Below are 24,209 nucleotides of genomic sequence, written 5' to 3' on the forward strand. Positions count from 1 at the left end.
ATTGGCCCGGGGGGAGAACCGCGCCGTGGACAGGACATCTAAGCGCCCTTTATTTATTACACAGAGTAAAATAAATCACTCCGGGTTTGTTTGACGGCTATCACGTTTCAGCTCGAGACGGTCGAAAAACTTTCAGTTATTTACAAAAAGCATGTCCGGATGTGTCCAAAAACTTCATCACCGCCCCAAATGAGGCGGTGAACTCTACTCGCTTTGTTTATTAATTACGAGCCTAAAAAAAAGAGACCTATCAGACAGATTGCAGGCGGGCGGGGTCGATATGGAACAGGCTGGCGAAGTTTTCAGTGGTCACGCGGGCCAGTTCTTCAATACTGACACCCTTCAATACGGCCATATACTCAGCGACATCTCTTGTCATGGCAGGCTGGTTTTCTTTCCCGCGGTGCGGTACCGGCGCCAGATAAGGAGAATCTGTCTCGACCAGAATGCGATCGAGCGGAACGTAACGTGCCGCGTCCCGGATTTGCTCAGCATTACGAAACGTCACAATGCCGGAAAAGGAGATATAAAAGCCCATATCCAGCAATTTTCCCGCCGTTTCTCTGTCTTCTGTGAAACAGTGTAGTACGCCACCGCAATCCGTCACTTTTTCTTCGCTCAGGATCGCCAGCGTATCGGCGCGAGCATCACGCGTATGGACAATAACCGGCTTATTCAGCTCGCGTCCGATGCGGATATGGTGGCGGAAGGATTCCTGCTGGCGGGGTTTGGTTTCCGGCGTGTAATAATAATCCAGTCCGGTTTCACCCATGGCTACCACGCCCTCCTCCGCGGCCAGACGGCGAAGGTCTTCCGGCTCGTATGCTTCATCCTGGTTTAACGGGTGTACTCCGCAGGAAAAGACCACGTTGTCGCGCACCCCTACCTGTTCGCGCATGCTGCGATATCCCGGCAGCGTTGTCGCCACGGCCAGACAAAACTTAACGTCACGGCTGGCGGCTTTCGCCAGCACATCATCCACATCCTTATGCAGCGATTGATAATCCAGGCCATCAAGATGGCAGTGTGAGTCGACTAAAAACATAATGTCTCTCTCAGAGATGGGAGGCCGGCAGAACCGTGCCTGATTGCAGGTAATGTTCGATACGCAGTAACAGATCGGTGAGCACAAGCTCGCGATTCAGACCGGTTACCGTCAGAAGTTGTTCGCGGCTGAGGCATATTTCGTGAACCATAGCGCGTAGCGTTGCGCCTGGCAGCGCGTTTGCCAGCGTATTCACCAGTGGCCAGACATCAACGTTAGAGACCAGCGTGGCGCCCTGCTGGAGTTTCATCGCATCCAGCAATAAAGAGACCAGCCAGTGAAGACGCTCGGGGGCCCGATCGTGATTAAGCACGCTCAACACGCTTAGCCAGTCGCGGCTGTTGATCGCCTGTTCCACGGCACCGCACAGCTGCATTCGGTGTGACCACGCCTCTTTTTGCAGCAGTTCCAGTGCCGCTGCGGGCGCACCGCTGCAAAGACGCAACGCGGCCAGAACCGATTCTTGTGACGCTGTCACTTCACGCTGTAGCCAGCTTAATGCCCAGGTTTCCTGAGGCACCGCCACGTGGTGATGACGACAGCGGCTGCGTAAGGTTGCCAGTAACCGTCCCGGATCGCGGCAGGATAAAAAGAACCAGGTTTTTTCCGGCGGCTCTTCAAGGGTTTTTAGCAGGGCGTTCGCCGCCGCTTCCGTCAGAAGCGACGCGTCGCTCAGCCACACAACTTTCGCTCCGCCGAGGCGCGCATGCTCATACAGTTTTTCACTGATATCGCGTACCGCATCAATTCCCAGAGTACTTTTCCCTTTCTCGGGTTCGAGCCGGTAGTAATCCGGGTGTGTGCCCGCCTGCATCAGCTGACAGCCCCGGCATTTGCCACAGCTTTTTTGTCCTTGTGGCTGCTGGCACATCAAAAAACGGGCGATCGCGTAAATCAGCGCGTCTTCACCCATGCCGGGCAAAGCCTGAATCAGTAACGCATGATGCCCCCGACCGGCCTGATAGCTGGCGATCAGCTGATCAAAGTGCGGACGCAGCCATGGATACCATTTCATGCCGTTTGCTCCTGCCACCAGCGCGTCACGGTTTCACGAATCGCGAGGGTGACGGCTTCAAGCGGCTGCGTGGCATCAATCGTGCGAATCGACGAATCCTGTGCGGCCAGTTCGAGATAACGCGCGCGGGTGCGGTTAAAGAAATCGAAAGACTCTTGTTCTATGCGATCCAGTTCGCCCCGGGCACGCGCGCGTTTAAGACCGATTTCTGGCGTAACGTCCAGATAGAGCGTCAGGTCGGGGCGAAAATCACCCAGCACCGCATCGCGCAGGGTCGCCAGCATGGTTTGATCGATACCACGCCCTCCTCCCTGATACGCCTGGGTGGAGAGATCGTGGCGATCGCCAATGACCCACTGCCCTTTCGCCAGTGCCGGTTTGATGACCGTCTCAACGAGCTGAACGCGGGCAGCATAAAACATCAGCACTTCGGCTTTATCATTGATAACTTCATCGCCGACGGATTTGATGTCGAGCACCAGGCTTCGCAGTTTTTCCGCAAGCTGGGTACCGCCAGGTTCGCGGGTAAACACCATCTCGGCAATGCCCAGCGCTTTGAGTGTCTCAACAACCACGTTACGCGCCGTGGTTTTCCCGGCGCCTTCCAGCCCCTCAATGACGATGTAGTTACTGCGCATTTTTTTCCTTAAGTGCTTTCAGATAGTCCTGAACAGAGCGATTGTGGCTGGCAAGGTTTGTATTAAAGGTATGCCCTCCCTTACCATCCGCCACAAAATAGAGATACGGTGTTTTAGCCGGATGCGCTGCGGCATCCAGCGATGCCTGGCCCGGTGTCGCAATCGGACCCGGCGGCAACCCGTTAATCACGTAGGTATTATACGCGGTTGCCGTCTCCAGATCCTTACGCGTGATTTTGCCGGTATAGCTTTCGCCCATTCCGTAAATGACCGTCGGGTCGGTTTGCAGCCGCATGCCGATGCGCAGACGGTTGATAAAGACAGAGGCCACCCGATCGCGCTCGCTGGCGACCGCCGTTTCTTTCTCAATAATGGACGCCATGGTCACAAATTGATTCTGATCTTTGTAGGGTAACCCTTCTGCACGTCCTTCCCAGGCCGTCTCGACCGCGGCCAACATCTTTTTATGGGCCCGCTTAAGGATTGATACATCGGTTGTTCCGGCGGTATACATCCAGGTATCTGGCCAGAACCAGCCTTCTACCCACTCCGGATGTTCAAGGGACAGCACCTCAGCCACCGTGGCGTAGCGATCGTCTTTTAAGGTGTGTTTGATATAAGGCGCATCGCGGAGCTGTTTGAGATAATCGCTCAGGCGCATCCCTTCGACAAAACGCAGCGGAAATTGAGCCTCTTTACCGCTCTCCAGCAGCTCAAGCATGTCACGCACCGTCATACCTGGCGTAAAGCGATAGGTTCCGGCTTTAAAATGGGATAGCTCGGGTTCGACGCGCAGCAACCACTGGAAGACGCGGGGACGATTGATCACCTTATCCGCATAAAGTTGTTCCCCCAGGGCGAGCCGTCCGGTCCCTGGTTTCAGCGAGAATATGGTCTCATCTTTAATCAGGATTTTACTGTCCGCCATCTGACGAACTTTCCACATCCCGACGCCGCCGGCAATCGCCAGCACGACAATGAGTAAGAGGACAAAGCGCAACATTTTTTTCATGACTATCTGGTTTGCTCACACAGTGGGGCCAAAAACTGGAACAACGTACGCGATGAAAAGCGCAGGTTGCCACAAGCACGTACCGGTACAACGGGCATCAACGCATTGCAGGCCACTACCTCCTCGGCAGCGTCCAGTGCCTCAATGCGCGCATTGACTTCGACAACACGAAAGCCAGAGTGTGCCAGCTTCTGCATACAAAACTGGCGCATGACGCCGTTTACGCCAGCCTGATCCAGGCGTGGTGTAAAGACATCATTACCCTGTCGCCACAGTAAATTAGCCGCACAGCATTCCGTAATGAACCCTTCGCTGTCAACCACCAGGGCTTCATCCGCCGCTGACTGCTCAAGATGAGTACGGATCAACACCTGTTCAAGACGATTAAGATGCTTCAAACCCGCAAGCATCGGGTTACGACCAAGGCGGACAGGACTCAATTCCAGTGTGATACCTTCCCTGCGCCAGCGTTCGTAGTGTGCAGGATAAGCCGAAACAGAGAGAAGACGCGTGGGATGCAGACAGTCAGACGCGCTGTACCCGCGCACGCCGCTGCCCCGGCTGAGTATCACCTTCAGTACGCCCTGTGCATGACCGGCGGCCAGGCGTTTCATCTCGTTTTCCAGCGTCGACCACGCCGTGAAAGGGATAAGAAGCGTTTCACAGGTCTTTCGCAATCGATGCAGGTGGGCGGGAAGAAGATCGATCTCTCCTTCCACAATTCGCGCGGTGGTAAAGCATCCGTCGCCAAACTGAATTGCCCTGTCGTTCGCAGCAAGACAATCCTGCTCATGGCCATTGATCAAAAACATGGTCACTCCTTAGTCGTAGCGGGATAGTTTGGCAGGAAGGATCACGGTGGACAAGGGAAGAAAACCGAATAAAAAAGGCCCGACAAGCGGACCTTTTTAAACACTGTGATGGCCAGACGATTTAGATCTTTTTAAAGATCAAAGAACCGTTAGTTCCACCAAAGCCAAAGGAGTTACACAGGGTGTAGTCCAGACCGCTGACCTGACGCGCTTCGTGTGGCACGAAGTCCAGATCGCAACCCTCATCCGGGTTATCCAGGTTAATGGTTGGCGGCACAGCCTGATCGCGCAGTGCAAGGATAGAGTAGATAGATTCTACTGCACCCGCCGCGCCCAACAGGTGACCCGTCATCGATTTGGTTGAGCTGACCATGATACGGCTTGCAGCATCACCAAATACGGATTTAACGGCCTGAGCTTCTGCTTTGTCGCCCGCAGGCGTCGAGGTGCCATGCGCATTAACGTAGCCAATCTGACCTGGCTCGATACCGGCATCGCGAATTGCGTTCACCATGGCCAGCGCAGCACCCGCGCCGTCTTCTGGCGGCGACGTCATGTGGTAGGCATCGCTACTCATACCGAAACCAACGATTTCAGCATAAATTTTCGCGCCGCGTTTTTTCGCATGTTCATACTCTTCGAGTACGATCATGCCTGCACCGTCACCCAGAACAAAACCATCACGGTCTTTATCCCATGGACGACTGGCTGCCTGAGGATTGTCGTTGCGGGTCGACAATGCACGTGCTGCGCCAAAGCCCCCTACGCCCAGCGGCGTACTGGCTTTTTCCGCACCACCTGCGACCATGGCATCCGCATCGCCGTAGGCAATGATACGCGCGGCCTGACCGATGTTATGCACACCAGAGGTACAGGCGGTCGCGATGGAAATGCTTGGGCCACGCAGACCGAACATGATGGTCAAATGACCGGCCACCATGTTAACAATCGTAGACGGAACGAAGAACGGGCTGATCTTGCGCGGGCCACCATTAACCAGAGAGCTATGGTTTTCCTCGATCAGGCCAAGACCACCAATCCCGGAGCCAATAGCGGCGCCAATGCGGGTAGCGTTCTCTTCCGTAATTTCCAGGCCAGAATCTTGCATGGCCTGAACGCCAGCGACAATTCCATATTGAATGAAGGCATCCATCTTGCGCTGTTCTTTGCGCGAGATGATCTCTTCACAGTTAAAATCCTTTACTAAGCCAGCAAATTTCGTTGCATAGGCGCTAGTATCGAAATGGTCGATTAGGCTGATGCCGCTCTGACCGGCAAGGAGAGCTTTCCAGGTGGACTCTACGGTATTGCCGACAGGAGACAACATGCCAAGTCCGGTCACAACTACACGACGCTTAGACACGTATGTCCTCCAGGGAGGGATAAAAAAAGAGTTTCGTGGGACTAAAAAAGATAAAACTCAGGCGGTCGAATGACCGCCTGGAGATGTTCACTTACGCCTGGTGACCGTTGATGTAATCAATGGCAGCCTGAACGGTGGTGATTTTCTCAGCTTCTTCGTCCGGAATCTCAGTATCAAACTCTTCTTCCAGAGCCATTACCAGCTCAACGGTGTCAAGAGAATCTGCGCCCAGATCTTCAACGAAGGAAGCGGAGTTCACAACTTCTTCCTGCTTAACGCCAAGCTGCTCGCCGATAATTTTCTTAACGCGTTCTTCGATAGTGCTCATACTCTTAAATTTCCTATCAAAACTCGCTTTCGCGATGGTTTTCGTAGTGTATAAAATGTTGAAAAATTTGCAACTAAATCCCGGCATGTCTTACCACGATTTTACGTTATTCTGAGGCCATTCGCCCTAATAACGCAAATATTTTTCATCGTGGTTAAACCATATACATCCCGCCGTTGACGTGGAGGGTCTCACCAGTGATGTAACCCGCTTCGTCAGAAGCTAAAAATGCAACCGCGCTGGCGATTTCTTTCGGATCGCCAAGGCGTCCTGCTGGAACAGCCGCCAACGTACCCGCACGCTGATCATCGGTCAGCGCACGCGTCATGTCCGTCTCAATAAAACCCGGAGCAACAACGTTTACAGTAATACCGCGGGACGCAACTTCACGCGCCAGGGCTTTACTGAAACCGATCAGACCCGCTTTCGCCGCAGCGTAGTTAGCCTGACCAGCATTTCCCATGGTACCGACCACAGAACCGATAGTGATAATACGCCCATGACGCTTTTTCATCATAGCTCGCATTACCGCTTTTGACAGACGGAATACAGATGACAGGTTGGTTTCGATGATATCGTCCCACTCAGCATCTTTCATTCGCATCAGCAAGTTGTCGCGAGTGATACCGGCATTATTTACCAGAATATCCACTTCGCCAAATTCTGCGCGAATATTTTCCAGAACAGATTCGATAGATGCAGGATCGGTCACATTCAACATCAGACCTTTACCGTTCGCACCTAAATATTCGCTAATGGCTTGTGCGCCGTTCTCGCTGGTAGCTGTACCAATCACTTTCGCGCCACGCGCAACCAGTGTTTCAGCAATGGCACGGCCAATACCGCGGCTTGCGCCTGTTACCAGTGCGATTTTTCCTTCAAAACTCATGGTATTCCTCTTTTATTGCGAGAGAGCCGCTGACAGGGCTTCCGGCTCGTTAAGCGCCGAGGCAGTCAGGGTGTCAACAATACGTTTTGTCAGACCGGTGAGGACTTTCCCTGGACCGACTTCATAAAGATGCGTAACGCCCTGTGATGCCATAAACTCAACGGTTTTGGTCCACTGAACCGGGCTATAAAGCTGACGAACCAGCGCGTGGCGAATAGCCTCTGGCGCAGTTTCGCATTTCACATCGACGTTATTCACAACGGAAAGGGTCGGTGCGTTAAAGGTGATTTTTTCAAGCTCAACGGCCAGTTTATCGGCAGCAGGCTTCATCAGAGCACAGTGAGACGGCACGCTGACAGGAAGCGGCAGCGCGCGTTTAGCGCCTGCTGCTTTACAGGCGGCACCAGCACGTTCAACCGCTTCTTTATGACCGGCGATAACCACCTGGCCTGGCGAGTTGAAGTTAACCGGTGAAACAACCTGACCTTCAGCGGACTCTTCACAGGCTTTCGCAATCGCCGCGTCATCCAGACCGATGATGGCAGACATCCCGCCCGTGCCTTCTGGCACGGCTTCCTGCATGAATTTGCCCCGCATTTCGACCAGACGTACTGCATCGGCAAAGGCGATGACGCCCGCACAGACCAGCGCAGAGTATTCGCCCAGGCTATGGCCCGCCAGCATCGCAGGTGCTTTACCGCCCTGCTGCTGCCAGACGCGCCACAGCGCGACGGAAGCCGTTAACAATGCAGGCTGAGTTTGCCAGGTTTTGTTCAGCTCTTCTGCCGGACCGTGTTGCGTCAACGCCCAAAGATCGTAACCCAGAGCATCAGAAGCTTCACGGAAAGTCTCTTCCACGATCGGGTAGGTTGCTGCCATGTCTGACAACATCCCAACAGCCTGAGATCCCTGTCCCGGGAAGACGAAAGCAAATTGCGTCATGTTTTAATCCTTATACTAAAAACGAACCAGCGCGGAACCCCAGGTGAAACCGCCACCGAAGGCTTCAAGCAAGACCAGCTGGTCCCGTTTGATTCGCCCATCGCGTACCGCTTCGTCAAACGCGCAGGGTACCGATGCCGCAGAAGTATTGCCGTGACGATCGAGCGTCACCACAACGTTATCCATCGACATGCCTAACTTTTTCGCGGTCGCACTGATGATACGCAGGTTCGCCTGATGCGGAACCAGCCAGTCGAGCGCGGAACGATCGAGGTTATTGGCCGCCAGCGTCTCATCCACAATGTGGGCAAGCTCAGTTACCGCGACCTTAAAGACCTCGTTACCGGCCATTGTCAGGTGGATTGGGTTATCCGGATTAACGCGATCGGCATTTGGCAGCGTTAACAGCTCACCATAGCTACCGTCAGCGTGTAAATGCGTCGAGATGATGCCGGGTTGTTCAGACTGACCCAACAGAACCGCACCCGCGCCGTCACCAAAGATAATAATGGTTCCACGATCGGCAGGATCGCACGTACGAGCCAGAACGTCCGCGCCGATCACCAGAGCATATTTTACCGCACCGGATTTTACGTACATATCTGCGACGCTCAGCGCGTAGGTAAAACCTGCACACGCGGCAGCAACGTCAAACGCCGGACACCCTTTAATGCCCAACATGCCCTGAATCTGGCAGGCAGCGCTTGGAAATGCATGCGTCGCAGAGGTCGTTGCGACAATGATCAGCCCGATCTCTTCTTTATCGACACCGGCCATCTCCAGAGCACGAAGACCCGCTTCGTAGCCCATGGTAGAAACCGTTTCATCTGGCGCGGCGATACGGCGTTCACGGATACCTGTGCGCGTGACAATCCACTCGTCAGATGTATCAACCATTTTTTCCAGATCGGCGTTGGTACGCACTTGTTTTGGCAGATAACTGCCGGTACCTAAAATCTTCGTATACATGTACGCTCAGTCACTTTTTGCTAATACAGATTCCAGGCGAGCGGCAATCCGCTGGGGGACTTGTCGCTGCACCGCCTGCACTGCCTGTTCAATGGCGACGGTAAACGCTCGCTGATTGGCCGCACCATGACTCTTTATCACCGTGCCGCGCAATCCTAACAGACAGGCGCCATTATACTGGTCGGGGTTGAGGTGACTGAATCGCCGCGTCAGGCTTTTTTGTAACCAACGCTTTAAAATAATCAGCCACCAGGACCTTTTTTTCCCTTCTCCCTGCGATTTCAGCAGAGAAAGGAACATCCTTACCACCCCTTCCATCGTTTTTAACGTCACGTTGCCGGTAAAACCATCACATACCAGCACATCCGTTTTTCCGGTCAGCAACTCGTTGGCTTCAAGATATCCAATATAGTTGATCGAGGGGACGGATTTCAGAATTTCCGCCGCCTCGCGAATACTGTCGAGACCTTTGGTCTCTTCTTCACCGATGTTTAATAACGCGACGCGAGGGTTTTTTATCCCGACGACTTCCTCTGCCAGCACCGATCCCATCACGGCGAACTGCGCCAGCATGGTACTGTCACAATCGACGTTAGCGCCCAGGTCGAGCACCACCGTTTTGCCCTTTTGCTGATGAGGCAATACCGTCACCAGCGCCGGACGCTCAATACCCTCAATAGGTTTGAGCAATAATTTAGCCAGCCCCATCAGCGCGCCGGTATTCCCCGCGCTGACGCACGCTTGCGCGCGCCCTTCTTTAACCAGATCCAGCGCGATCCGCATGGACGTTCCGCGGCTGTTACGCACGGCTTGCGATGGCCGGGCATCACTTGCAATAACTGACTGCGCAGGAATAATCTGCAGACGTGAACGTTGTTCGAAGTCAGCTTTTGCGAGTAATGGCGTGATTGCGTCGGGATTACCGACTAAAAGAAGTGTGAGTTGCGAATTAGAATTCAGTGCCTGCAAAGCTGCAGGCACTGTCACGGATGGGCCAAAATCTCCCCCCATGACATCTAACGCCAGGGTTAGACGTGTCAAGGTGTCGTCACTGCCTGGTTTGGTGTTTCCCCAGTTGCCTGGGGAAATCCTCACTAAGCTTCATCACGCTTGCGCGTGATTACTTAGTGATTACCTTGCGGCCACGGTAGAAACCGTCAGCAGTGATGTGGTGACGCAGGTGTTTTTCACCAGAAGTCTTGTCTACAGACAGGCTGGTAACTGCAGTCAGCGCGTCATGGGAACGACGCATGCCACGTTTGGAACGGGTTGGTTTATTCTGTTGTACGGCCATGGACCTTACTCCTCAATTACTTACGCTTTAAGCTGGCTAATACGGCAAATGGATTGGGTTTTTGCGCTTCAACAGGCAATTCCCCAAAGACCATGTCCGCCTCGGACACTTCACAGTGTTCAGAATCATGCACCGGAACTACAGGCAAGGTGAGGATGATTTCATCTTCAACCAATGCAAGCAGATCGATTTCACCGAATTCGTTAACCTCAATCGGCTCATACGCTTCCGGGAGTGCTTCAGCCTGTTCATCAGAACGAACCGGACTGAAACAATATGTTGTGTGGACATGTTGCACAAACGGTTTCCCGCAACGCTGACATTCGAGCGTTACCGTCACCTTTGCATCACCGGTTAAAACGGCAAGGCGCTGGTTGTCGATAGCGAACGACATGGAGCATTCTACATCAGTGTCCACACTGACCACAGATTCGGCGATACGCTCAGCCTGATCGGAAGTATAAATACCTTCGTAATCGAGGCGTTTTTGAGCCGTACGGACCGGATCAAGAGTCAGGGGTAATTTTACCTTTTGCATAGGGCGCGCATATTAACTTTGTAACGTCATAGAGTCAAAGAAAAAGGCAACCTGAGCTGCCTTTTGCCAATTATTCGCACACATTGCGGCCCGTAGTTTAAAATGGCTGGCATCGATACGCTATATCTGGTGATAAAAATATGCCAAATCTTATCCTTGCTTCCACTTCACCCTACCGCCGAATGTTGCTTGAGAAGCTCGGGATCCCGTTTGAATGCGCCGCGCCAGACGCCGACGAAACGCCGCAACCGGCTGAATCGCCTCGTCATCTGGTGCTTCGCCTGGCCAAAGAGAAGGCGCAAAGTCTGGCAACGCGGTATCCCAACCACTTGATTATAGGATCGGACCAGGTGTGTGTCCTGGACGGCGAGATCGCCGGAAAGCCCCACACCGAAGCCAATGCCTGCCAGCAGCTGATGCGCGCCAGAGGCAATATTGTCACCTTTTATACAGGTCTTGCCCTTTACAACTCTGCGACGGGTCACCTGCAAACGGAGTGCGAACCCTTTGATGTTCACTTCCGCCATTTAAGCGAGCAGGAGATAAACGATTACGTGCGCCGGGAACGTCCGCTTGACTGTGCGGGGAGCTTTAAAAGCGAAGGGCTAGGTATCGCACTATTTGAAAAGCTGGACGGGCGCGATCCCAACACGCTGGTGGGGCTCCCGCTGATTGCGCTGTGTCAGATGCTCAGACGTGAGGAGTATAATCCGCTGACGGCGTGAGGGTTCCGCTGCGGTCTGATGCCCTCTCCCACAGGGAGAGGGACCAAGGCAAAATCAGCCGCGCAGAAACGTCAGACACCGTTTGAGCTGATCGTCCAGCGGCGCTTCGATACGCAGCGTTTCACCGGTATTCGGGTGGGTGAACGTCAGGGCTGCCGCATGCAGGAAGAGGCGAGACAGCCCCGAACCCGCCAGTTGTTTATCAAACTCGCGATCGCCGTAGCGGTCGTCAAACGCAATCGGATGCCCGGCATACTGCGTATGCACGCGGATCTGATGGGTACGACCGGTGACCGGGCTGCAGCGTACCAGGGTTGCAAACGCGTAACGCTCCTCTACCTTAAAGCGCGTCTCTGAGGGCTTGCCCTCCTGGTTTACCCGCACGATACGTTCACCGCTTTGCAGGATATTTTTCAGCAACGGCGCCTGCACCACTTTGACGTGCGACTGCCACTGGCCGCGCACCAGCGCCAGATAATCCTTCTGCATCCCTTTTTCGCGCAGCTGTTCATGCAGAGAACGTAGCGCCGAGCGTTTTTTGGCCACCAGCAGCACGCCTGAGGTGTCACGGTCCAGACGATGAACCAGCTCAAGGAATCGCGCGTCGGGACGCAAGGCTCGCAGCCCTTCAATCACGCCAAAGCTCAGACCACTGCCGCCATGGACCGCCGTGCCCGAGGGTTTGTTCAGCACCAGAATGTGGTCGTCTTCATAGAGGATAACGTCACTCAGCGCGGCCACTTTCTGCAGTTTAGGTGACACCCCCTCTTCTTCGCGTTCCGTAACGCGCACGGGAGGTATGCGGATCTGATCGCCCGCTTCCAGTTTGTACTCTGGCTTCACGCGTTTTTTATTCACCCGCACCTCGCCTTTGCGCAAGATGCGATAAATCATACTTTTTGGTACACCTTTTAATTGGGTACGTAAAAAGTTGTCGATTCGTTGCCCCGCTTCGTCATCCGCGATCGCAACCATTTTTACCGATGGAGTCTCTGTTTTCATGGTTGGCGATTCTAAATATCGTCAGCCATTAGCGCCACTCATTTTTCTGTGCTTATATTGAGTTTCATCCCGAGTGCGACACTTTCACGCAATCGATTTGGTGGTTATTAAAGCAATCACCGTATTGAAGTGAAGAAACTGTGAGTAACCGGGTGATAATTGGTAAAAGTCATCTTGCTATAACCCGGTTAGCAGTGGAATAATGAGGTTGTTTTCCGTGTTAAATCTGGGTTTTGTAAGGTTAATGACGGAATAACCCATTTTGTCTGACCGATCATCCACGCAGCAATGGCGTAAGACGTATTGATCTTTCAGACAGTTAGCGGGCTGCGGGTTGCAGTACTTCCCGGTAAATGGAATCTTCTCTGGAGAGTTTTACCCAGGCTGTTCCCCTGATAATTGCGCTGTTTTTCCGTATGAAATACAGGCAACCGACACTCTGCGCCTCTTAAGCGTACGACAACCGTGAGGTTGGCGACGTGAACAGACACGAGGCCATCGGTTCATACCCCGGAAAGCGTCACCTTGCCCGCAGCTTAGTCGTCAATGTAAGAATAATGAGTAAGTTACGATGAAAAGAATGTTAATCAACGCAACTCAGCAAGAAGAGTTGCGTGTCGCCCTTGTGGATGGGCAGCGCCTGTACGATCTGGATATCGAAAGTCCTGGACACGAACAGAAAAAAGCGAACATTTACAAAGGTAAAATCACCCGCATTGAACCCAGCCTTGAGGCCGCATTCGTCGATTACGGCGCTGAACGCCACGGTTTCCTGCCTCTTAAAGAAATTGCCCGCGAATACTTCCCTGCAAACTATAACTCCCATGGTCGTCCAAACATTAAAGATGTGTTGCGCGAAGGCCAGGAAGTCATTGTTCAGATCGATAAAGAAGAGCGTGGCAACAAAGGCGCTGCGCTGACCACCTTTATTAGTCTGGCAGGCAGCTACCTGGTGCTGATGCCAAACAACCCGCGTGCGGGCGGTATCTCCCGTCGTATCGAAGGCGACGATCGTACCGAGCTGAAAGAAGCGCTGGCAAGCCTTGAACTGCCTGATGGCATGGGCTTAATTGTCCGCACCGCAGGGGTTGGCAAATCCGCGGAGGCGCTGCAGTGGGATCTTGGATTCCGTCTGAAGCACTGGGAAGCTATCCAGAAAGCCGCTGAAAACCGTCCGGCTCCCTTCCTGATTCACCAGGAGAGCAACGTTATCGTCCGCGCTTTCCGTGACTATCTGCGTCAGGACATTGGCGAAATTCTGATTGATAACCCGAAAGTGCTTGAGCTGGCTCGCCAGCACATCGCCGCGCTGGGTCGTCCTGATTTCACCAGCAAAATTAAACTGTACACCGGTGAGATCCCGTTGTTCAGCCACTACCAGATTGAATCGCAGATTGAATCCGCCTTCCAGCGTGAAGTGCGTCTTCCTTCCGGCGGCTCCATTGTTATCGACTCCACCGAAGCGCTCACCGCCATCGACATCAACTCCGCACGTGCAACGCGCGGTGGCGATATCGAAGAGACGGCGTTCAACACCAACCTTGAAGCGGCCGATGAAATTGCCCGTCAGCTGCGCCTGCGCGACCTTGGCGGTCTGATCGTTATCGACTTCATCGATATGACTCCGGTGCGCCACCAGCGTGCGGTTGAAAACCGACTGCGTGAGGCGGTTCGTCAGGACCGTGCGCGCATCCAGATCAGCCACATTTCTCGTTTCGGCCTGCTGGAAATGTCCCGTCAGCGTCTTAGCCCGTCTCTGGGTGAATCCAGTCACCACGTTTGCCCACGCTGCTCCGGCACGGGTACCGTACGTGATAACGAATCGCTGTCTCTCTCCATCCTGCGTCTGATTGAAGAAGAAGCGCTGAAAGAGAACACCAAAGAAGTCCACGCGATCGTTCCTGTACCGATTGCCTCTTACCTGCTGAACGAAAAACGTACTGCTGTCAGCGCCGTTGAAGCGCGTCAGGGCGGTGTGCGTTGCATTATCGTGCCAAACGACCAGATGCAAACGCCTCACTACTCCGTACTGCGTGTTCGCAAAGGGGAAGAGACCTCAACGCTGAGCTACCTGCTGCCTAAGCTGCACGAAGAAGAGATGGCGATGCCATCTGATGAAGAGCCCGCTGAGCGCAAACTGCCTGAGCAGCCTGCACTGGCCACCTTCATCATGCCTGAAGCCCCGCCAGAAGTGGCTCAGGAGAAAGTGGCGGCTAAGCCTGCTGCACAGAAAAAGACCGCTGCGGAGAATAAACCTGATTCCGCTGAACCTGGCCTGCTGAGCCGTTTCATCGCTGCGCTGAAAAAGATGTTTGCCGGTGAAGAAGCGAAGCCTGTCGAGCCGGTAGTGGCGCCGAAAGAAGAGAAAAAAGAGCGTCCTCAGGACCGTCGTAAGCGTCAAAACAACCGCCGTGACCGCAACGATCGCAATGAGCGTGGCGATCGCAGCGAGCGTAACGACCGTCGCGACAACCGTTCCGACAATAACGAAGGCCGTGAACCGCGCGAAGACAACCGTCGTAACCGTCGTGAGAAACCACAGCAGAACGTGGAAGATCGCGAAATCCGCCAGCCAGCGGGCGATGAGTCTGACAAGCCGAAACAGCGTGACGAGCAGCAGCCGCGTCGTGAGCGCAACCGCCGCCGCAATGATGATAAACGTCAGGCGCAGCAGGAAGCCAAAACTGTTAACCGCGAAGAGCCGGTCGAGCAGGACGCAGAGCAGGAAGAACGCGTACAGGTCATGCCACGTCGTAAGCCGCGTCAGCTGTCTCAGAAAGTGCGCTATGAATCCGAGCAGACTGACGAGACCGTTATCTCGGTGACTGAACCTGTTGCCGAGGTGGCACAGAACACTCAGGTAGCAAAACGAGACCTGCCTGCGGTTGTCGACACGGCATCCGAACAGGAAGAGACGGCTGAAGCGCGTGACAACAACGGTATGCCGCGTCGTTCTCGCCGTTCCCCACGCCATCTGCGCGTGAGCGGTCAGCGTCGTCGTCGTTATCGTGACGAACGTTACCCAACGCAGTCTGCCATGCCGCTGGCCGTAGCCTGTGCTTCACCAGAAATGGCATCAGGCAAAGTCTGGATCCGTTATCCGGTTGCCCGTCCGCAGGAACAGCAGTCAGAAGAGCTGAACGTTGTGAGCCCGGTGGAGACTGAAACAGCTGAACAACCGACGATTGCACCGATTTCCGCACCTGAAGCGGCTGTCGTTGTCGAAGCTGAAGCAGCGCAAACCGTTGCGGCTGAACAGCCTGCGGTTGAAGCCGTAGACGTTGAAACCACGCATCCGGAAGTGATTGCTGCACCGGTTGATGAGCAACCACAGGTTATCGCTGAAGAAGATACCGCTGTGGCTCAACACATTGTTGAGGAAGCTCAGGCCGCTGCACCGGTTGAAACCGTGACCGCTGAGCCTGTAGAAACCGTGACCGCTGAACCTGTTGTTGAAGCGGAATCCACTCCAGCTGAAACGCCAGCACCAGAAGAGGTTACCCCAGTGACTGACGCGGCGGTTGACGCGCCACAGGCCCCTGTTGTTACCCCGGAACCCGAGGTGAAGCCAGAACCTGTCGCTGTTGTCACGACGCGCAACCGTACTGCTACAGCGCCAATGACGCGTGCGCCTGCGCCGGAGTATCAGCCGGAAGCACCACGTCACAGCAGCTGGGTGCGCCCGACCTTTGATTTCGACGGTAAAGGTGCTGCGGGTGGTCACAGTGCGACCCACCAGGCAACCGCACCGGCAACACGCCCTAACCCGGTTGAGTAAATTCTCAACAAGCTAAAAAGCCGACCCAAGGGTCGGCTTTTTTATTGCCCGCGCACGGGGGGACGCATCCCCGCTATTTGCGGCATGACTTCTCGCATAATCTCCAGAAATCGTCGTAATCGCGCCGGGTAGTAGCGCGACCATGGATAAACCAGATGGACGGGTAGCGGCGCGGGTTGCCAGTGCGGAAGAAGATGCACCAGCCTTCCCTCGCGGATATCCTCCTCCACCGTCCAGGCGGAAACGGCCGCAACGCCCTGGCCGATTAACGCCATACTTCGCGTAACATACAGGCTATCCGTGCTTAAACGGGCCGAAATAGCCACCCTGACCGGTTGCGCGGCGATGCCGTCGTACAGCTCAATATGGCGGCTGTAAAAGGTATTAAGCGCCACCCACGGCAGCGCGCTGAGATCCTCGGGCTTAGTCACGGGCGGAAAACGTTCCAGCAGCTGCGGTGAGGCGACGATGTATCGGGGAACCTCGGCGAGATGCACCGAGACTGTCGCCGGGTCAACGTCGGCACCGACACGGATCGCGCAGTCAATGTTGTCACTCAAAAAGTCGACCGATTTATCGTTCAGCATCCATTCAACGGTGAGTTGCGGATAACGATCCAGAAACCGTGCCAGAGGCGTTAGCAGCTGATCCTGACCAAACGCGTGCGGTGCGCGGACGCGCAGCGTGCCGACGGGTTCATCCTCAGATTGCCCGACCTCGTCCTCCAGCGCCAGCCAGCTGTCGATGACCCGCCTGGCATGCTGATAGCATCGTTCACCGTCATCGGTGAGTTTTGTGGCATGCGTGGTGCGCAGCAATAACCGAACGCCCAGTATGGTTTCAAGCGACTGCAACCGGCGGCTCACCGTCGCCTGCGTGGTCGCGAGCTGACGGGCCGCCGCAGATAACGAACCGGTTTCAACGATACGAACAAATGTTCGCATGAGCTCAACCCTGTCTATACGTTCTTTTTTGTTCATAGACCTCATACCTATACGTCTAACGTATAAGCGTTTTACCACCAGGCTGGCTACCGTCGCAAGCCTTCATCGGGAAAAATAGCCTCACACCAATATTGAGGACTTTCTTATGCACACCGCTACTCAGGTTCACCCCGTCAGCCGCTGGGTTATTTTTATCCTGGCGCTAGGCGCAGGTTTTAGCGTCGCCGCGCTCTATTACGCCCAGCCCCTTTTACCGTTAATGGGCGCCGACCTGCATTTGAGCATTGAGGGGATGGGTCTGGTCCCTACCCTGACTCAGGCGGGCTACGCGCTGGGAATATTGTTCCTGCTTCCGCTGGGGGATCGTCACGACCGTCGTACCTTGATCCTGCTAAAAAGCGCGGCGCTGGCGCTTTTTCTGTTGGGTTGCAGCCTGACCGGTAGCCTCCACTCCCTGCTGATGGTTAGCCTGCTGATGGGGATGGCGGCAACCATGGCGCAAGATATTGTGCCTGCGGCGGCCATTCTGGCCCCTGAGGGTAAACAGGGTAAAACGGTCGGCACCGTGATGACGGGCCTGTTGTTGGGGATTTTACTCTCCCGTACCGTCAGCGGCGTGGTGGGTGACGCATTCGGCTGGCGGGTGATGTATCAACTCGCCGCCGCCAGTATCGCCATGATCGGCGTGCTGTTGTGGGCCGTTTTACCTCGCTTTGCGGCGCACACTACGCTCAGCTACCCTGCCCTGATGCGTTCCATGGAACATTTATGGCGTCGTTATCCGGCTTTGCGTCGTGCCGCACTGGCACAGGGTTTTCTCTCTGTCGCTTTTAGCGCCTTCTGGTCTACGCTTGCGGTCATGCTACTGGAGCGTTTCCACCTGGGCAGCGCCGTGGCCGGAGGATACGGCATTGCGGGTGCTGCGGGGGCCCTCGCGGCACCGCTGGCCGGCGGGCTTGCCGATAAATTGGGCGCAGGAAAAGTCACACAGCTGGGTGCCGTGCTGGTTACCGTTTCCTTCGCGATGATGTTCCTGATGCCTGCATTAGGCGTTCAGGGCCAGCTTATCCTGATTGCTTTGTCTGCCATAGGCTTCGATCTCGGCCTGCAGTCGAGTCTGGTGGCGCATCAAAATCTGGTGTACAGCCTGGAACCTCAGGCGCGGGGCCGCCTTAACGCGCTGTTGTTTACGGTAATCTTTATCGGTATGGCGCTGGGCTCGGCCCTCGGCAGCCAGTTATATACCCTGGCGGGCTGGACGGGCGTAGTGGCACTGGCCACTGCCTGCGGCGGTATCGCCTTCCTGATTCGTCTTAGTGAAAGTGCTCGCGTTAACCGTGTGGAACTGCAGTCCCGCTAAAAAAAAAGCCCAATCCGCATAACGGATTGGGCAGACAAAACATATCCAGTTTCAAGACATGTTCTAAAGGTCAAAAATTATCGGTTCAGCTGGAAGAGTGACATACCCTGCATATCGCTGAATGCTTTGTAAGACGCCTGAAGGGCGGCCTGCTGCATAGTGTAAGACGAAATCGCTGCGTTCCAGTCCACATCAACCAGATCGCTCATCTGCTTGGTCTGACCCAGTGCCCGATCGTTTCCAAGGTTATCGAGCTTTTCGAGTTCATTCAGCTTTGTCCCCACATCAGCCACCACCGTAAGGACGTTATTTTGCGTATTTGTGATTCCGGTCTGTGCGTCGGACAAGACTTTGCCCAGCGCATCTGCCGCAGCAGAGTCAGTATCGACGGGCACTTTAAGCGCTTTAATCACCGCATCCAGGTTCTTGAACACATTGGTCTCACCGTATCCACCGCCAGCGACTTCTTTAGCGTTACTGGTAATACCTTCAAAAATCTGCGCGCCCGTGTGGCTGATGACCAGATTACGCGCGGTGTCGACCTGCTGCGAAATCGGCTCAGCGCCACCTTTATAAGCGCCGGTCACAGCATCGAAAGGAGGCTCTTCAGTTTTGAAACCCGCAAAAATAAAGCGGCCGTTTCCATCCGCCGTGTTTGCAAGATTCATCATCTGATCGCGAATACCCTGTAAATCGCTCGCCAAAGAGAGACGATCGTCATCGCTTAACGTCGCGTTGCCAGCATAGACCAATTTCTCTTTAGCGCTGGTTATCGCTGCGGTGACCTGACCCAGGACATTATCCTCTAACGAGACTTTTTGCGTGGCAAAGGATCTTGCCAGGGCAAACTGGCTGTTTTGAGACTGAGACTGCGAAAGAACAATAGCCTGCGATGCCGCGATAGGATCGTCCGACGGGCGATTAACACGCTTACCGGTCGACATTTGTTCTCCATAACCAAGCCATTTACTCTGGGAGTCGGTGATCCCACGCATGTTTTGGTCGTACATCATCTGGGTGCTAATACGCATTGTTCACCTCAGCCTTAGCGAATATTAATCAGTGCATCAAAGAGCGTGCTGGCAGTTTGTAACACCTGCGCATTGGCAAGGTAATACTGCTGATAGCGCTGCAAATTACCGTACTCTTCGTCGAGGTTAACCCCGGAAATGGACTGCTGCTGTTTGGTTAACTGCGTAGCCACATTGGCTTTCGTTTCGCTGCTGGTCTTAAGTGAAGCAGTGGTACTTCCCACTGTACTGACCAGAGACGCATAAGCATCATTGAAGGATTTGTTTCCGCCAACAATTTTGCTGTTTTGCAGGTCCAGCAGTTTTTGTCCGTTACGGTTGTCACTCTCGCCACTACCGCTTGTCGATGACATAGCCAGTTTGGACTCATCTTTAAACTTGAGCCCCATACCGACGATAACATCGGACACTGGCTTCACGATGAAACTGTCTTTGTTATTCGCGTTGCCGCTCACGTTGATAGTGAGGCCATCGAACGACATATTTCCGCTCGCATCCGGACTCATCGTAAAGCTTGTTTTGTCCGATGTGCGGGTGACGGTCCAGTCGGTTCCGTTAAACTGCAGCTTGTAATCCGTTGCCTGAACTTTGGTGCTGTCCGCCACAGAGGCTGTCATGGCGGCGGTGCCTGAGTTTTTACCGTTGGACAAAACAGAAGGCAAACCAAAGTCGAACAGCTTACCCCCTGTATCGCCGTTAGCATCAAAACCGGCCTCATGCTGCTTATTCATCGCATCCGCAAAGGCTAAAGCCATTTGGTTCAGGTTATTACGGGCTTTATCCAGGTCTTCTGAGCGGAAGGTGAGTAACCCACCGAGCGTACCGGTCGTGATCAGCTTCTCAGGAATTTCAATATTGCCGGACACGTCATCGACATAGGCAAGCGTCGTACGCGTAGGATCTGCGCTCGATTTCACCGCGGCCAGTTGGTTCGCTTTGCTTCCCTGTACCAGGCTGTAACCCGTGCCAAAAGAGACGTTATAGGTGCCGCTATCCTGAACAGAAACTTCTACACCGACGATTTTGTTCAGTTCGCTGACCAGTTGATCGCGCTGGTCGAGCAGATCGTTAGGCGACGAACCCGCACCGACCCCCGTCAGACGGGAGATCTGATCGTTCAGATTGGCAATCTGCTTAGCGTAGTTATTAATTTGATCGACATTGGCAGAAATCGCGGTATTCACCTGTGAATCCTGGTCGCGCAGGTACTGATCGTTCGTTTTGAACTGATTGACCAGACCATCCGCTTTCCCCAGCACCGTCTGGCGCGCCGCAGGATCTTCTGCGTTGCTGACCAGCGTTTGCAGACTCTTAAAGAAATCCTGCAGCGTGGTGGAGAGGGAGTTAGTGGTATCAGACAGGACGTCGTCAATTTTCGACATCTGCTGATAACGCGTTGTCAGGCCGGCGCTCTGGTTCTGCGCGGCACGAAGCTGGTTGGTGATAAACGCGTCGTACTCACGCTGCACGCCTGAGACATAAACGCCGTTGCCGACCCAGCCACCGCCTGTCAACGTACTGTTCGACGCACCCAGCACCGTGGTCTGGCGCGTGTAGCCCGCCACGTTATAGCTTGAAATGTTGTTACTGACTGTATTCAGTGCCGCCTGTGCCGCACCGAGGCCACTCATGGCGCTGTTAATCAAACTGGACATTGAGGTTCCTTGTAAACTTTCAGACACGAGTCCTGATAGGAATTATCGACAGCGGCGGCATAAACTTGAGCCTTTAGAACAGATTTTCGATGTCGTTGCTGTAAGCCTTGCTGACTTTCTCACCCATGGCTTTAAGTTGCTGAATCATGGAGGTGAGTTTGCGGGCATACTGTGGATCGGTCGCGTAGCCCGCATTCTGCAATGCCTGTGCCCCCTGCTCTGCGGTGGCCGCCTGCGTCACCGCCGTATAGCGCGGATTGCGGCTCAGCAGCCCCACGTAATCTGACAACGCTTCCAGATATGAACTGTACACGCGGAATTTGGCCTTCACCTTCACCGCCGCACCGTTTTCATATTCCGTTGTGGTGATTTCAGTGGTTGGCCCCTTCCAGCTCGACGATGCCTTCACGCCAAAGATGTTAAAGCTCGGCTCGCCGTTTTCACGCCGAATCTGACGCTGGCCCCAGCCAGATTCCAGCGCTGCCTGTGCCAAAATCAGATGATGAGGTACGCCACTTTGTTCACTGGCAAGACGCGCAGGCAGTGAAAGCTGTGCGAGAAAATCTTTGCTGTCGCCCGATAAAGGTTCATCCGACGTAGCCGCCGGTTTCGGCACGGCTTTACGCACCATCTGGGTCAACGCCTGATTTTGATAGCTGGTCACCGTTTCCAGATCGAACTTCATCGGAACCTGGCGCGGCTGCTCTTCAGGCGCAACGCCCTGGGCGGCCTGCATCTGCTTCACAATCATATCGGCAAGCCCCAGACCCTTACCGGAAGTCATCTGCTGCGCAATTTGCTGATCGTACATGCTGGTATACAGACGCGTTGAATCGCTGCTGAACATGCCATCTTTGGGCAAGGCTTCACGCATGCTTTTCAACATCATCTGCACAAACATCCCTTCCACCTGGCGGGCGACCGGGCGGAGATTCGCCGCCGGGTCCGTGCCTGCCTTGGTTTTCAGTTCATTCAGCGACTGCGCATCCCACGCCGCGCTTGTCATCAGCTTGCTATCACCCAGCATCAGATGATTTCCAGTTTGGCGCGCAGACAGCCTGCACTCTGCATGGATTGCAGGATGGACATCAAATCCATCGGCGTGGCGCCCAGCGCGTTCAGGGCCCGAACCACGTTGTTCAGATTGGCGCTGGAACGCACGCTCTGCAGCGAGCCTCCGCTCTGACGCAGATCGATTTGCGTCTGCGGCGTGACCACCGTCTGCCCACCGCCAAACGGCGTGTCCGGCTGGCTGACGTTCGCAGAACGGTTGACGCTGATGGAGAGATTCCCCTGCGCCACGGCACAGCTGTCCAGCGTGACTTCGCGATTCATGACCACCGAGCCGGTACGCGAGTTGATAATCACCTTCGCGTCCTGCAGCGGGACGTTTACTTCCATATTCTGAATATCCGCCAGCATACGCACCTGGTTGCTGCCGCCGCTGGAGGTCTGAATCTGCACGGTACGCGCATCCAGCGCCGTGGCGCTGCCAAATCCACGGCTGCGGTTGATGGTGTCGGCAATCTGCTGCGCCATGGTGAAATCTTCATTATTCAGCTGCAGGTTGATGGTATTGCCTGCGCCAAACTGGGTCGGAAGTTCACGTTCGATAATAGCGCCGTTGGTAATGCGCCCGCCGTTCAGCTGGTTAACCTGCACGCTGCTGCCACCCGCCGACGCGCCCGCGCCACCGACCAGGATATTCCCCTGGGCCAGCGCGTAAACCTGACTGTCGACCCCTTTCAGCGGGGTCATCAGCAAGGTGCCGCCCCGCAGGCTTTTGGCGTTACCCATTGAGGAGACCACAACATCGATAGTCTGCCCCTGGCGCGAAAAGGCCGGATAGGACGCGGTTACCATCACCGCCGCCACGTTCTTGAGCTGCATGTTCGTCCCCGTCGGGACGGTGATCCCGAGCTGGGACAGCATGTTGTTCAGGCTTTGAGTGGTAAACGGCGTCTGCGTGGTCTGGTCACCGGTACCGTCCAGGCCCACCACCAGGCCGTAGCCGATTAAGGAGTTTTCTCGTACGCCCTGTACGCTGGTGAGATCGCGAATACGGTCGGCCTGGGCGAATGTCGCCACCAGGGCCAACGCGACTGCGAAGAGGGATTTAAACATAGGTCACCTCGCTTACATCGGCGATAAGTTAAGGAAGAAGCGTTGCAGCCAGCCCATATTCTGCGCTTCATTGATGTAGCCGTTACCGACATACTCGATGCGCGCATCCGCCACCTGGGTGGACGGTACGGTGTTGGTGCCACTGATCGTGCGTGGGTTAACCACACCCGAGAAGCGGATGAATTCAGTGCCCTGATTGATGGCAATCTGTTTTTCACCCACGACGTGTAAGTTGCCGTTAACCAGAACCTGGTCAACCGTCACCGTCAGCGTGCCGCTAAAGGTGTTGCTGGCGTTGGCGCCGCCTTTGCCATTAAAGCTATTGCCGCCGGAGGCTTCCACATCCGCACGGGCATTGCCAAAGAGGCCTTGCAGATAGCGCGGCACGGTATCAAAGCCAAAGTTGGTCTTGCCATCGCGGCTGGCATTTGCAGAAGAGCTCTTGCTGGCGCTCACGTTTTCCTGCAGCACGATGGTTAATGTATCGCCAATATTACGTGGACGGCGATCTTCAAACAGCGGTTGATAGCCATAGTTGATTGGCTGCGCGGTCTGGAAAATAGAACCATTCACCACGGGCGCCGGGCCGGGAATGGGTTGGGCGGAAGTCGCACCCTGCACCAGAGGTTTTGACGGGATCAGGGCGCAACCACTCAGGGTTACAGCCAGGACAGTCACTATCGGATAACGAATCGCCGCGTGTTTTTGCATTGCCTTCATCTTCGAAAACAGGGAGCCGGCGCAG

At 54.7% G+C, this 24,209-nt stretch carries 23 protein-coding genes; 3 read left to right on the plus strand and 20 right to left on the minus strand.

Annotation, left to right across the window (positions count from 1 at the left end; all coding sequences use genetic code 11):
• Positions 1-250: 250 nt before the first annotated feature.
• The 13 genes from LZP96_RS01585 to yceD form a co-directional block, all read right to left on the minus strand.
• A complete protein-coding gene (locus tag LZP96_RS01585) occupies positions 251-1,045 on the minus strand; it encodes a metal-dependent hydrolase (RefSeq protein ID WP_064325702.1) in 795 nt (264 codons plus the stop codon).
• A gap of 10 nt (positions 1,046-1,055) precedes the next feature.
• Complete coding sequence (gene holB / locus LZP96_RS01590) at positions 1,056-2,060, minus strand: DNA polymerase III subunit delta' (protein WP_064325701.1); 1,005 nt, start codon at positions 2,058-2,060, stop codon at positions 1,056-1,058.
• Positions 2,057-2,698: a dTMP kinase gene (gene tmk, locus LZP96_RS01595; protein ID WP_064325700.1), complete on the minus strand. Its 642-nt coding sequence runs from the start codon at positions 2,696-2,698 to the stop codon at positions 2,057-2,059. The genes holB and tmk overlap by 4 nt, the downstream gene beginning before the upstream one ends.
• Positions 2,688-3,710 carry a cell division protein YceG gene (yceG, locus tag LZP96_RS01600; protein ID WP_064325699.1) on the minus strand — a complete coding sequence of 341 codons (1,023 nt, stop codon included), beginning with the start codon at positions 3,708-3,710 and terminating at the stop codon, positions 2,688-2,690. The genes tmk and yceG overlap by 11 nt, the downstream gene beginning before the upstream one ends.
• 2 nt (positions 3,711-3,712) lie before the next feature.
• A complete protein-coding gene (gene pabC / locus LZP96_RS01605) occupies positions 3,713-4,522 on the minus strand; it encodes an aminodeoxychorismate lyase (protein ID WP_064325698.1) in 810 nt (269 codons plus the stop codon).
• 121 nt (positions 4,523-4,643) lie between these two features.
• Positions 4,644-5,885 (minus strand): beta-ketoacyl-ACP synthase II, encoded by a 1,242-nt coding sequence (gene fabF / locus LZP96_RS01610; protein ID WP_064325697.1) that lies wholly within the window; start codon positions 5,883-5,885, stop codon positions 4,644-4,646.
• A gap of 91 nt (positions 5,886-5,976) precedes the next feature.
• The gene (acpP, locus tag LZP96_RS01615; RefSeq protein ID WP_003857954.1) at positions 5,977-6,213 is read right to left on the minus strand and encodes an acyl carrier protein; all 237 of its coding nucleotides are present in this window, start codon (positions 6,211-6,213) and stop codon (positions 5,977-5,979) included.
• A gap of 154 nt (positions 6,214-6,367) precedes the next feature.
• The gene (gene fabG, locus LZP96_RS01620) at positions 6,368-7,102 is read right to left on the minus strand and encodes a 3-oxoacyl-ACP reductase FabG (RefSeq protein WP_064325696.1); all 735 of its coding nucleotides are present in this window, start codon (positions 7,100-7,102) and stop codon (positions 6,368-6,370) included.
• Positions 7,103-7,114: 12 nt separating this feature from the next.
• Positions 7,115-8,044, minus strand: a complete 930-nt coding sequence (fabD, locus tag LZP96_RS01625; RefSeq protein WP_258925661.1) for an ACP S-malonyltransferase — start codon at positions 8,042-8,044, stop codon at positions 7,115-7,117.
• Positions 8,045-8,059: 15 nt separating this feature from the next.
• The gene (locus LZP96_RS01630; RefSeq protein WP_064325694.1) at positions 8,060-9,013 is read right to left on the minus strand and encodes a beta-ketoacyl-ACP synthase III; all 954 of its coding nucleotides are present in this window, start codon (positions 9,011-9,013) and stop codon (positions 8,060-8,062) included.
• A gap of 6 nt (positions 9,014-9,019) precedes the next feature.
• Entirely contained in the window at positions 9,020-10,054 is a 1,035-nt protein-coding gene (gene plsX, locus LZP96_RS01635) for a phosphate acyltransferase PlsX (protein WP_087892583.1), read from the minus strand.
• A 79-nt stretch (positions 10,055-10,133) separates the two neighbouring features.
• Positions 10,134-10,307 carry a 50S ribosomal protein L32 gene (gene rpmF / locus LZP96_RS01640; protein WP_003857964.1) on the minus strand — a complete coding sequence of 58 codons (174 nt, stop codon included), beginning with the start codon at positions 10,305-10,307 and terminating at the stop codon, positions 10,134-10,136.
• A gap of 16 nt (positions 10,308-10,323) precedes the next feature.
• A complete protein-coding gene (gene yceD, locus LZP96_RS01645; RefSeq protein WP_064325692.1) occupies positions 10,324-10,845 on the minus strand; it encodes a 23S rRNA accumulation protein YceD in 522 nt (173 codons plus the stop codon).
• A 140-nt stretch (positions 10,846-10,985) separates the two neighbouring features.
• Here yceD and LZP96_RS01650 point away from each other — a divergent pair, with 140 nt between their 5' ends.
• The gene (locus LZP96_RS01650) at positions 10,986-11,570 is read left to right on the plus strand and encodes a Maf family protein (protein WP_064325691.1); all 585 of its coding nucleotides are present in this window, start codon (positions 10,986-10,988) and stop codon (positions 11,568-11,570) included.
• Positions 11,571-11,624: 54 nt separating this feature from the next.
• On the opposite strand, the gene rluC is transcribed toward LZP96_RS01650, so the two are convergent.
• The gene (rluC, locus tag LZP96_RS01655; protein WP_258925662.1) at positions 11,625-12,572 is read right to left on the minus strand and encodes a 23S rRNA pseudouridine(955/2504/2580) synthase RluC; all 948 of its coding nucleotides are present in this window, start codon (positions 12,570-12,572) and stop codon (positions 11,625-11,627) included.
• 571 nt (positions 12,573-13,143) lie between these two features.
• On the opposite strand from rluC, the gene rne reads away from it, so the two are divergent.
• Positions 13,144-16,350, plus strand: a complete 3,207-nt coding sequence (gene rne / locus LZP96_RS01660; protein WP_258925663.1) for a ribonuclease E — start codon at positions 13,144-13,146, stop codon at positions 16,348-16,350.
• Between the two features lie 41 nt (positions 16,351-16,391).
• On the opposite strand, the gene LZP96_RS01665 is transcribed toward rne, so the two are convergent.
• On the minus strand, positions 16,392-17,330 hold the full coding sequence (locus LZP96_RS01665; protein ID WP_258925664.1) for a LysR family transcriptional regulator: 939 nt from the start codon (positions 17,328-17,330) through the stop codon (positions 16,392-16,394).
• 109 nt (positions 17,331-17,439) lie between these two features.
• Here LZP96_RS01665 and LZP96_RS01670 point away from each other — a divergent pair, with 109 nt between their 5' ends.
• The gene (locus LZP96_RS01670) at positions 17,440-18,654 is read left to right on the plus strand and encodes an MFS transporter (RefSeq protein ID WP_064325687.1); all 1,215 of its coding nucleotides are present in this window, start codon (positions 17,440-17,442) and stop codon (positions 18,652-18,654) included.
• A 77-nt stretch (positions 18,655-18,731) separates the two neighbouring features.
• On the opposite strand, the gene flgL is transcribed toward LZP96_RS01670, so the two are convergent.
• The 5 genes from flgL to flgH form a co-directional block, all read right to left on the minus strand.
• Positions 18,732-19,685 carry a flagellar hook-associated protein FlgL gene (gene flgL, locus LZP96_RS01675; RefSeq protein WP_064325686.1) on the minus strand — a complete coding sequence of 318 codons (954 nt, stop codon included), beginning with the start codon at positions 19,683-19,685 and terminating at the stop codon, positions 18,732-18,734.
• A gap of 14 nt (positions 19,686-19,699) precedes the next feature.
• Entirely contained in the window at positions 19,700-21,340 is a 1,641-nt protein-coding gene (flgK, locus tag LZP96_RS01680) for a flagellar hook-associated protein FlgK (RefSeq protein WP_258925665.1), read from the minus strand.
• 73 nt (positions 21,341-21,413) lie between these two features.
• Positions 21,414-22,367, minus strand: a complete 954-nt coding sequence (flgJ, locus tag LZP96_RS01685; protein WP_064325684.1) for a flagellar assembly peptidoglycan hydrolase FlgJ — start codon at positions 22,365-22,367, stop codon at positions 21,414-21,416.
• The gene (locus LZP96_RS01690; RefSeq protein WP_064325683.1) at positions 22,367-23,464 is read right to left on the minus strand and encodes a flagellar basal body P-ring protein FlgI; all 1,098 of its coding nucleotides are present in this window, start codon (positions 23,462-23,464) and stop codon (positions 22,367-22,369) included. The genes flgJ and LZP96_RS01690 overlap by 1 nt, the downstream gene beginning before the upstream one ends.
• 12 nt (positions 23,465-23,476) lie before the next feature.
• Positions 23,477-24,175, minus strand: a complete 699-nt coding sequence (gene flgH, locus LZP96_RS01695; protein WP_082904923.1) for a flagellar basal body L-ring protein FlgH — start codon at positions 24,173-24,175, stop codon at positions 23,477-23,479.
• Positions 24,176-24,209: the final 34 nt, after the last annotated feature.

This window comes from Huaxiibacter chinensis (assembly GCF_022171985.1).
Lineage (GTDB): Bacteria > Pseudomonadota > Gammaproteobacteria > Enterobacterales > Enterobacteriaceae > Enterobacter > Enterobacter chinensis_A.

Coding starts and splice junctions, on each gene's coding strand:
- LZP96_RS01585 (WP_064325702.1), bottom strand. CDS start 1,045: ATGTTTTTAGTCGACTCACACTGCCATCTTGATGGCCTGGATTATCAA.
- holB (WP_064325701.1), bottom strand. CDS start 2,060: ATGAAATGGTATCCATGGCTGCGTCCGCACTTTGATCAGCTGATCGCC.
- tmk (WP_064325700.1), bottom strand. CDS start 2,698: ATGCGCAGTAACTACATCGTCATTGAGGGGCTGGAAGGCGCCGGGAAA.
- yceG (WP_064325699.1), bottom strand. CDS start 3,710: ATGAAAAAAATGTTGCGCTTTGTCCTCTTACTCATTGTCGTGCTGGCG.
- pabC (WP_064325698.1), bottom strand. CDS start 4,522: ATGTTTTTGATCAATGGCCATGAGCAGGATTGTCTTGCTGCGAACGAC.
- acpP (WP_003857954.1), bottom strand. CDS start 6,213: ATGAGCACTATCGAAGAACGCGTTAAGAAAATTATCGGCGAGCAGCTT.
- fabG (WP_064325696.1), bottom strand. CDS start 7,102: ATGAGTTTTGAAGGAAAAATCGCACTGGTAACAGGCGCAAGCCGCGGT.
- fabD (WP_258925661.1), bottom strand. CDS start 8,044: ATGACGCAATTTGCTTTCGTCTTCCCGGGACAGGGATCTCAGGCTGTT.
- LZP96_RS01630 (WP_064325694.1), bottom strand. CDS start 9,013: ATGTATACGAAGATTTTAGGTACCGGCAGTTATCTGCCAAAACAAGTG.
- rpmF (WP_003857964.1), bottom strand. CDS start 10,307: ATGGCCGTACAACAGAATAAACCAACCCGTTCCAAACGTGGCATGCGT.
- yceD (WP_064325692.1), bottom strand. CDS start 10,845: ATGCAAAAGGTAAAATTACCCCTGACTCTTGATCCGGTCCGTACGGCT.
- LZP96_RS01650 (WP_064325691.1), top strand. CDS start 10,986: ATGCCAAATCTTATCCTTGCTTCCACTTCACCCTACCGCCGAATGTTG.
- rluC (WP_258925662.1), bottom strand. CDS start 12,572: ATGAAAACAGAGACTCCATCGGTAAAAATGGTTGCGATCGCGGATGAC.
- rne (WP_258925663.1), top strand. CDS start 13,144: ATGAAAAGAATGTTAATCAACGCAACTCAGCAAGAAGAGTTGCGTGTC.
- LZP96_RS01665 (WP_258925664.1), bottom strand. CDS start 17,330: ATGAACAAAAAAGAACGTATAGACAGGGTTGAGCTCATGCGAACATTT.
- LZP96_RS01670 (WP_064325687.1), top strand. CDS start 17,440: ATGCACACCGCTACTCAGGTTCACCCCGTCAGCCGCTGGGTTATTTTT.
- flgL (WP_064325686.1), bottom strand. CDS start 19,685: ATGCGTATTAGCACCCAGATGATGTACGACCAAAACATGCGTGGGATC.
- flgK (WP_258925665.1), bottom strand. CDS start 21,340: ATGTCCAGTTTGATTAACAGCGCCATGAGTGGCCTCGGTGCGGCACAG.
- flgJ (WP_064325684.1), bottom strand. CDS start 22,367: ATGCTGGGTGATAGCAAGCTGATGACAAGCGCGGCGTGGGATGCGCAG.
- LZP96_RS01690 (WP_064325683.1), bottom strand. CDS start 23,464: ATGTTTAAATCCCTCTTCGCAGTCGCGTTGGCCCTGGTGGCGACATTC.
- flgH (WP_082904923.1), bottom strand. CDS start 24,175: ATGCAAAAACACGCGGCGATTCGTTATCCGATAGTGACTGTCCTGGCT.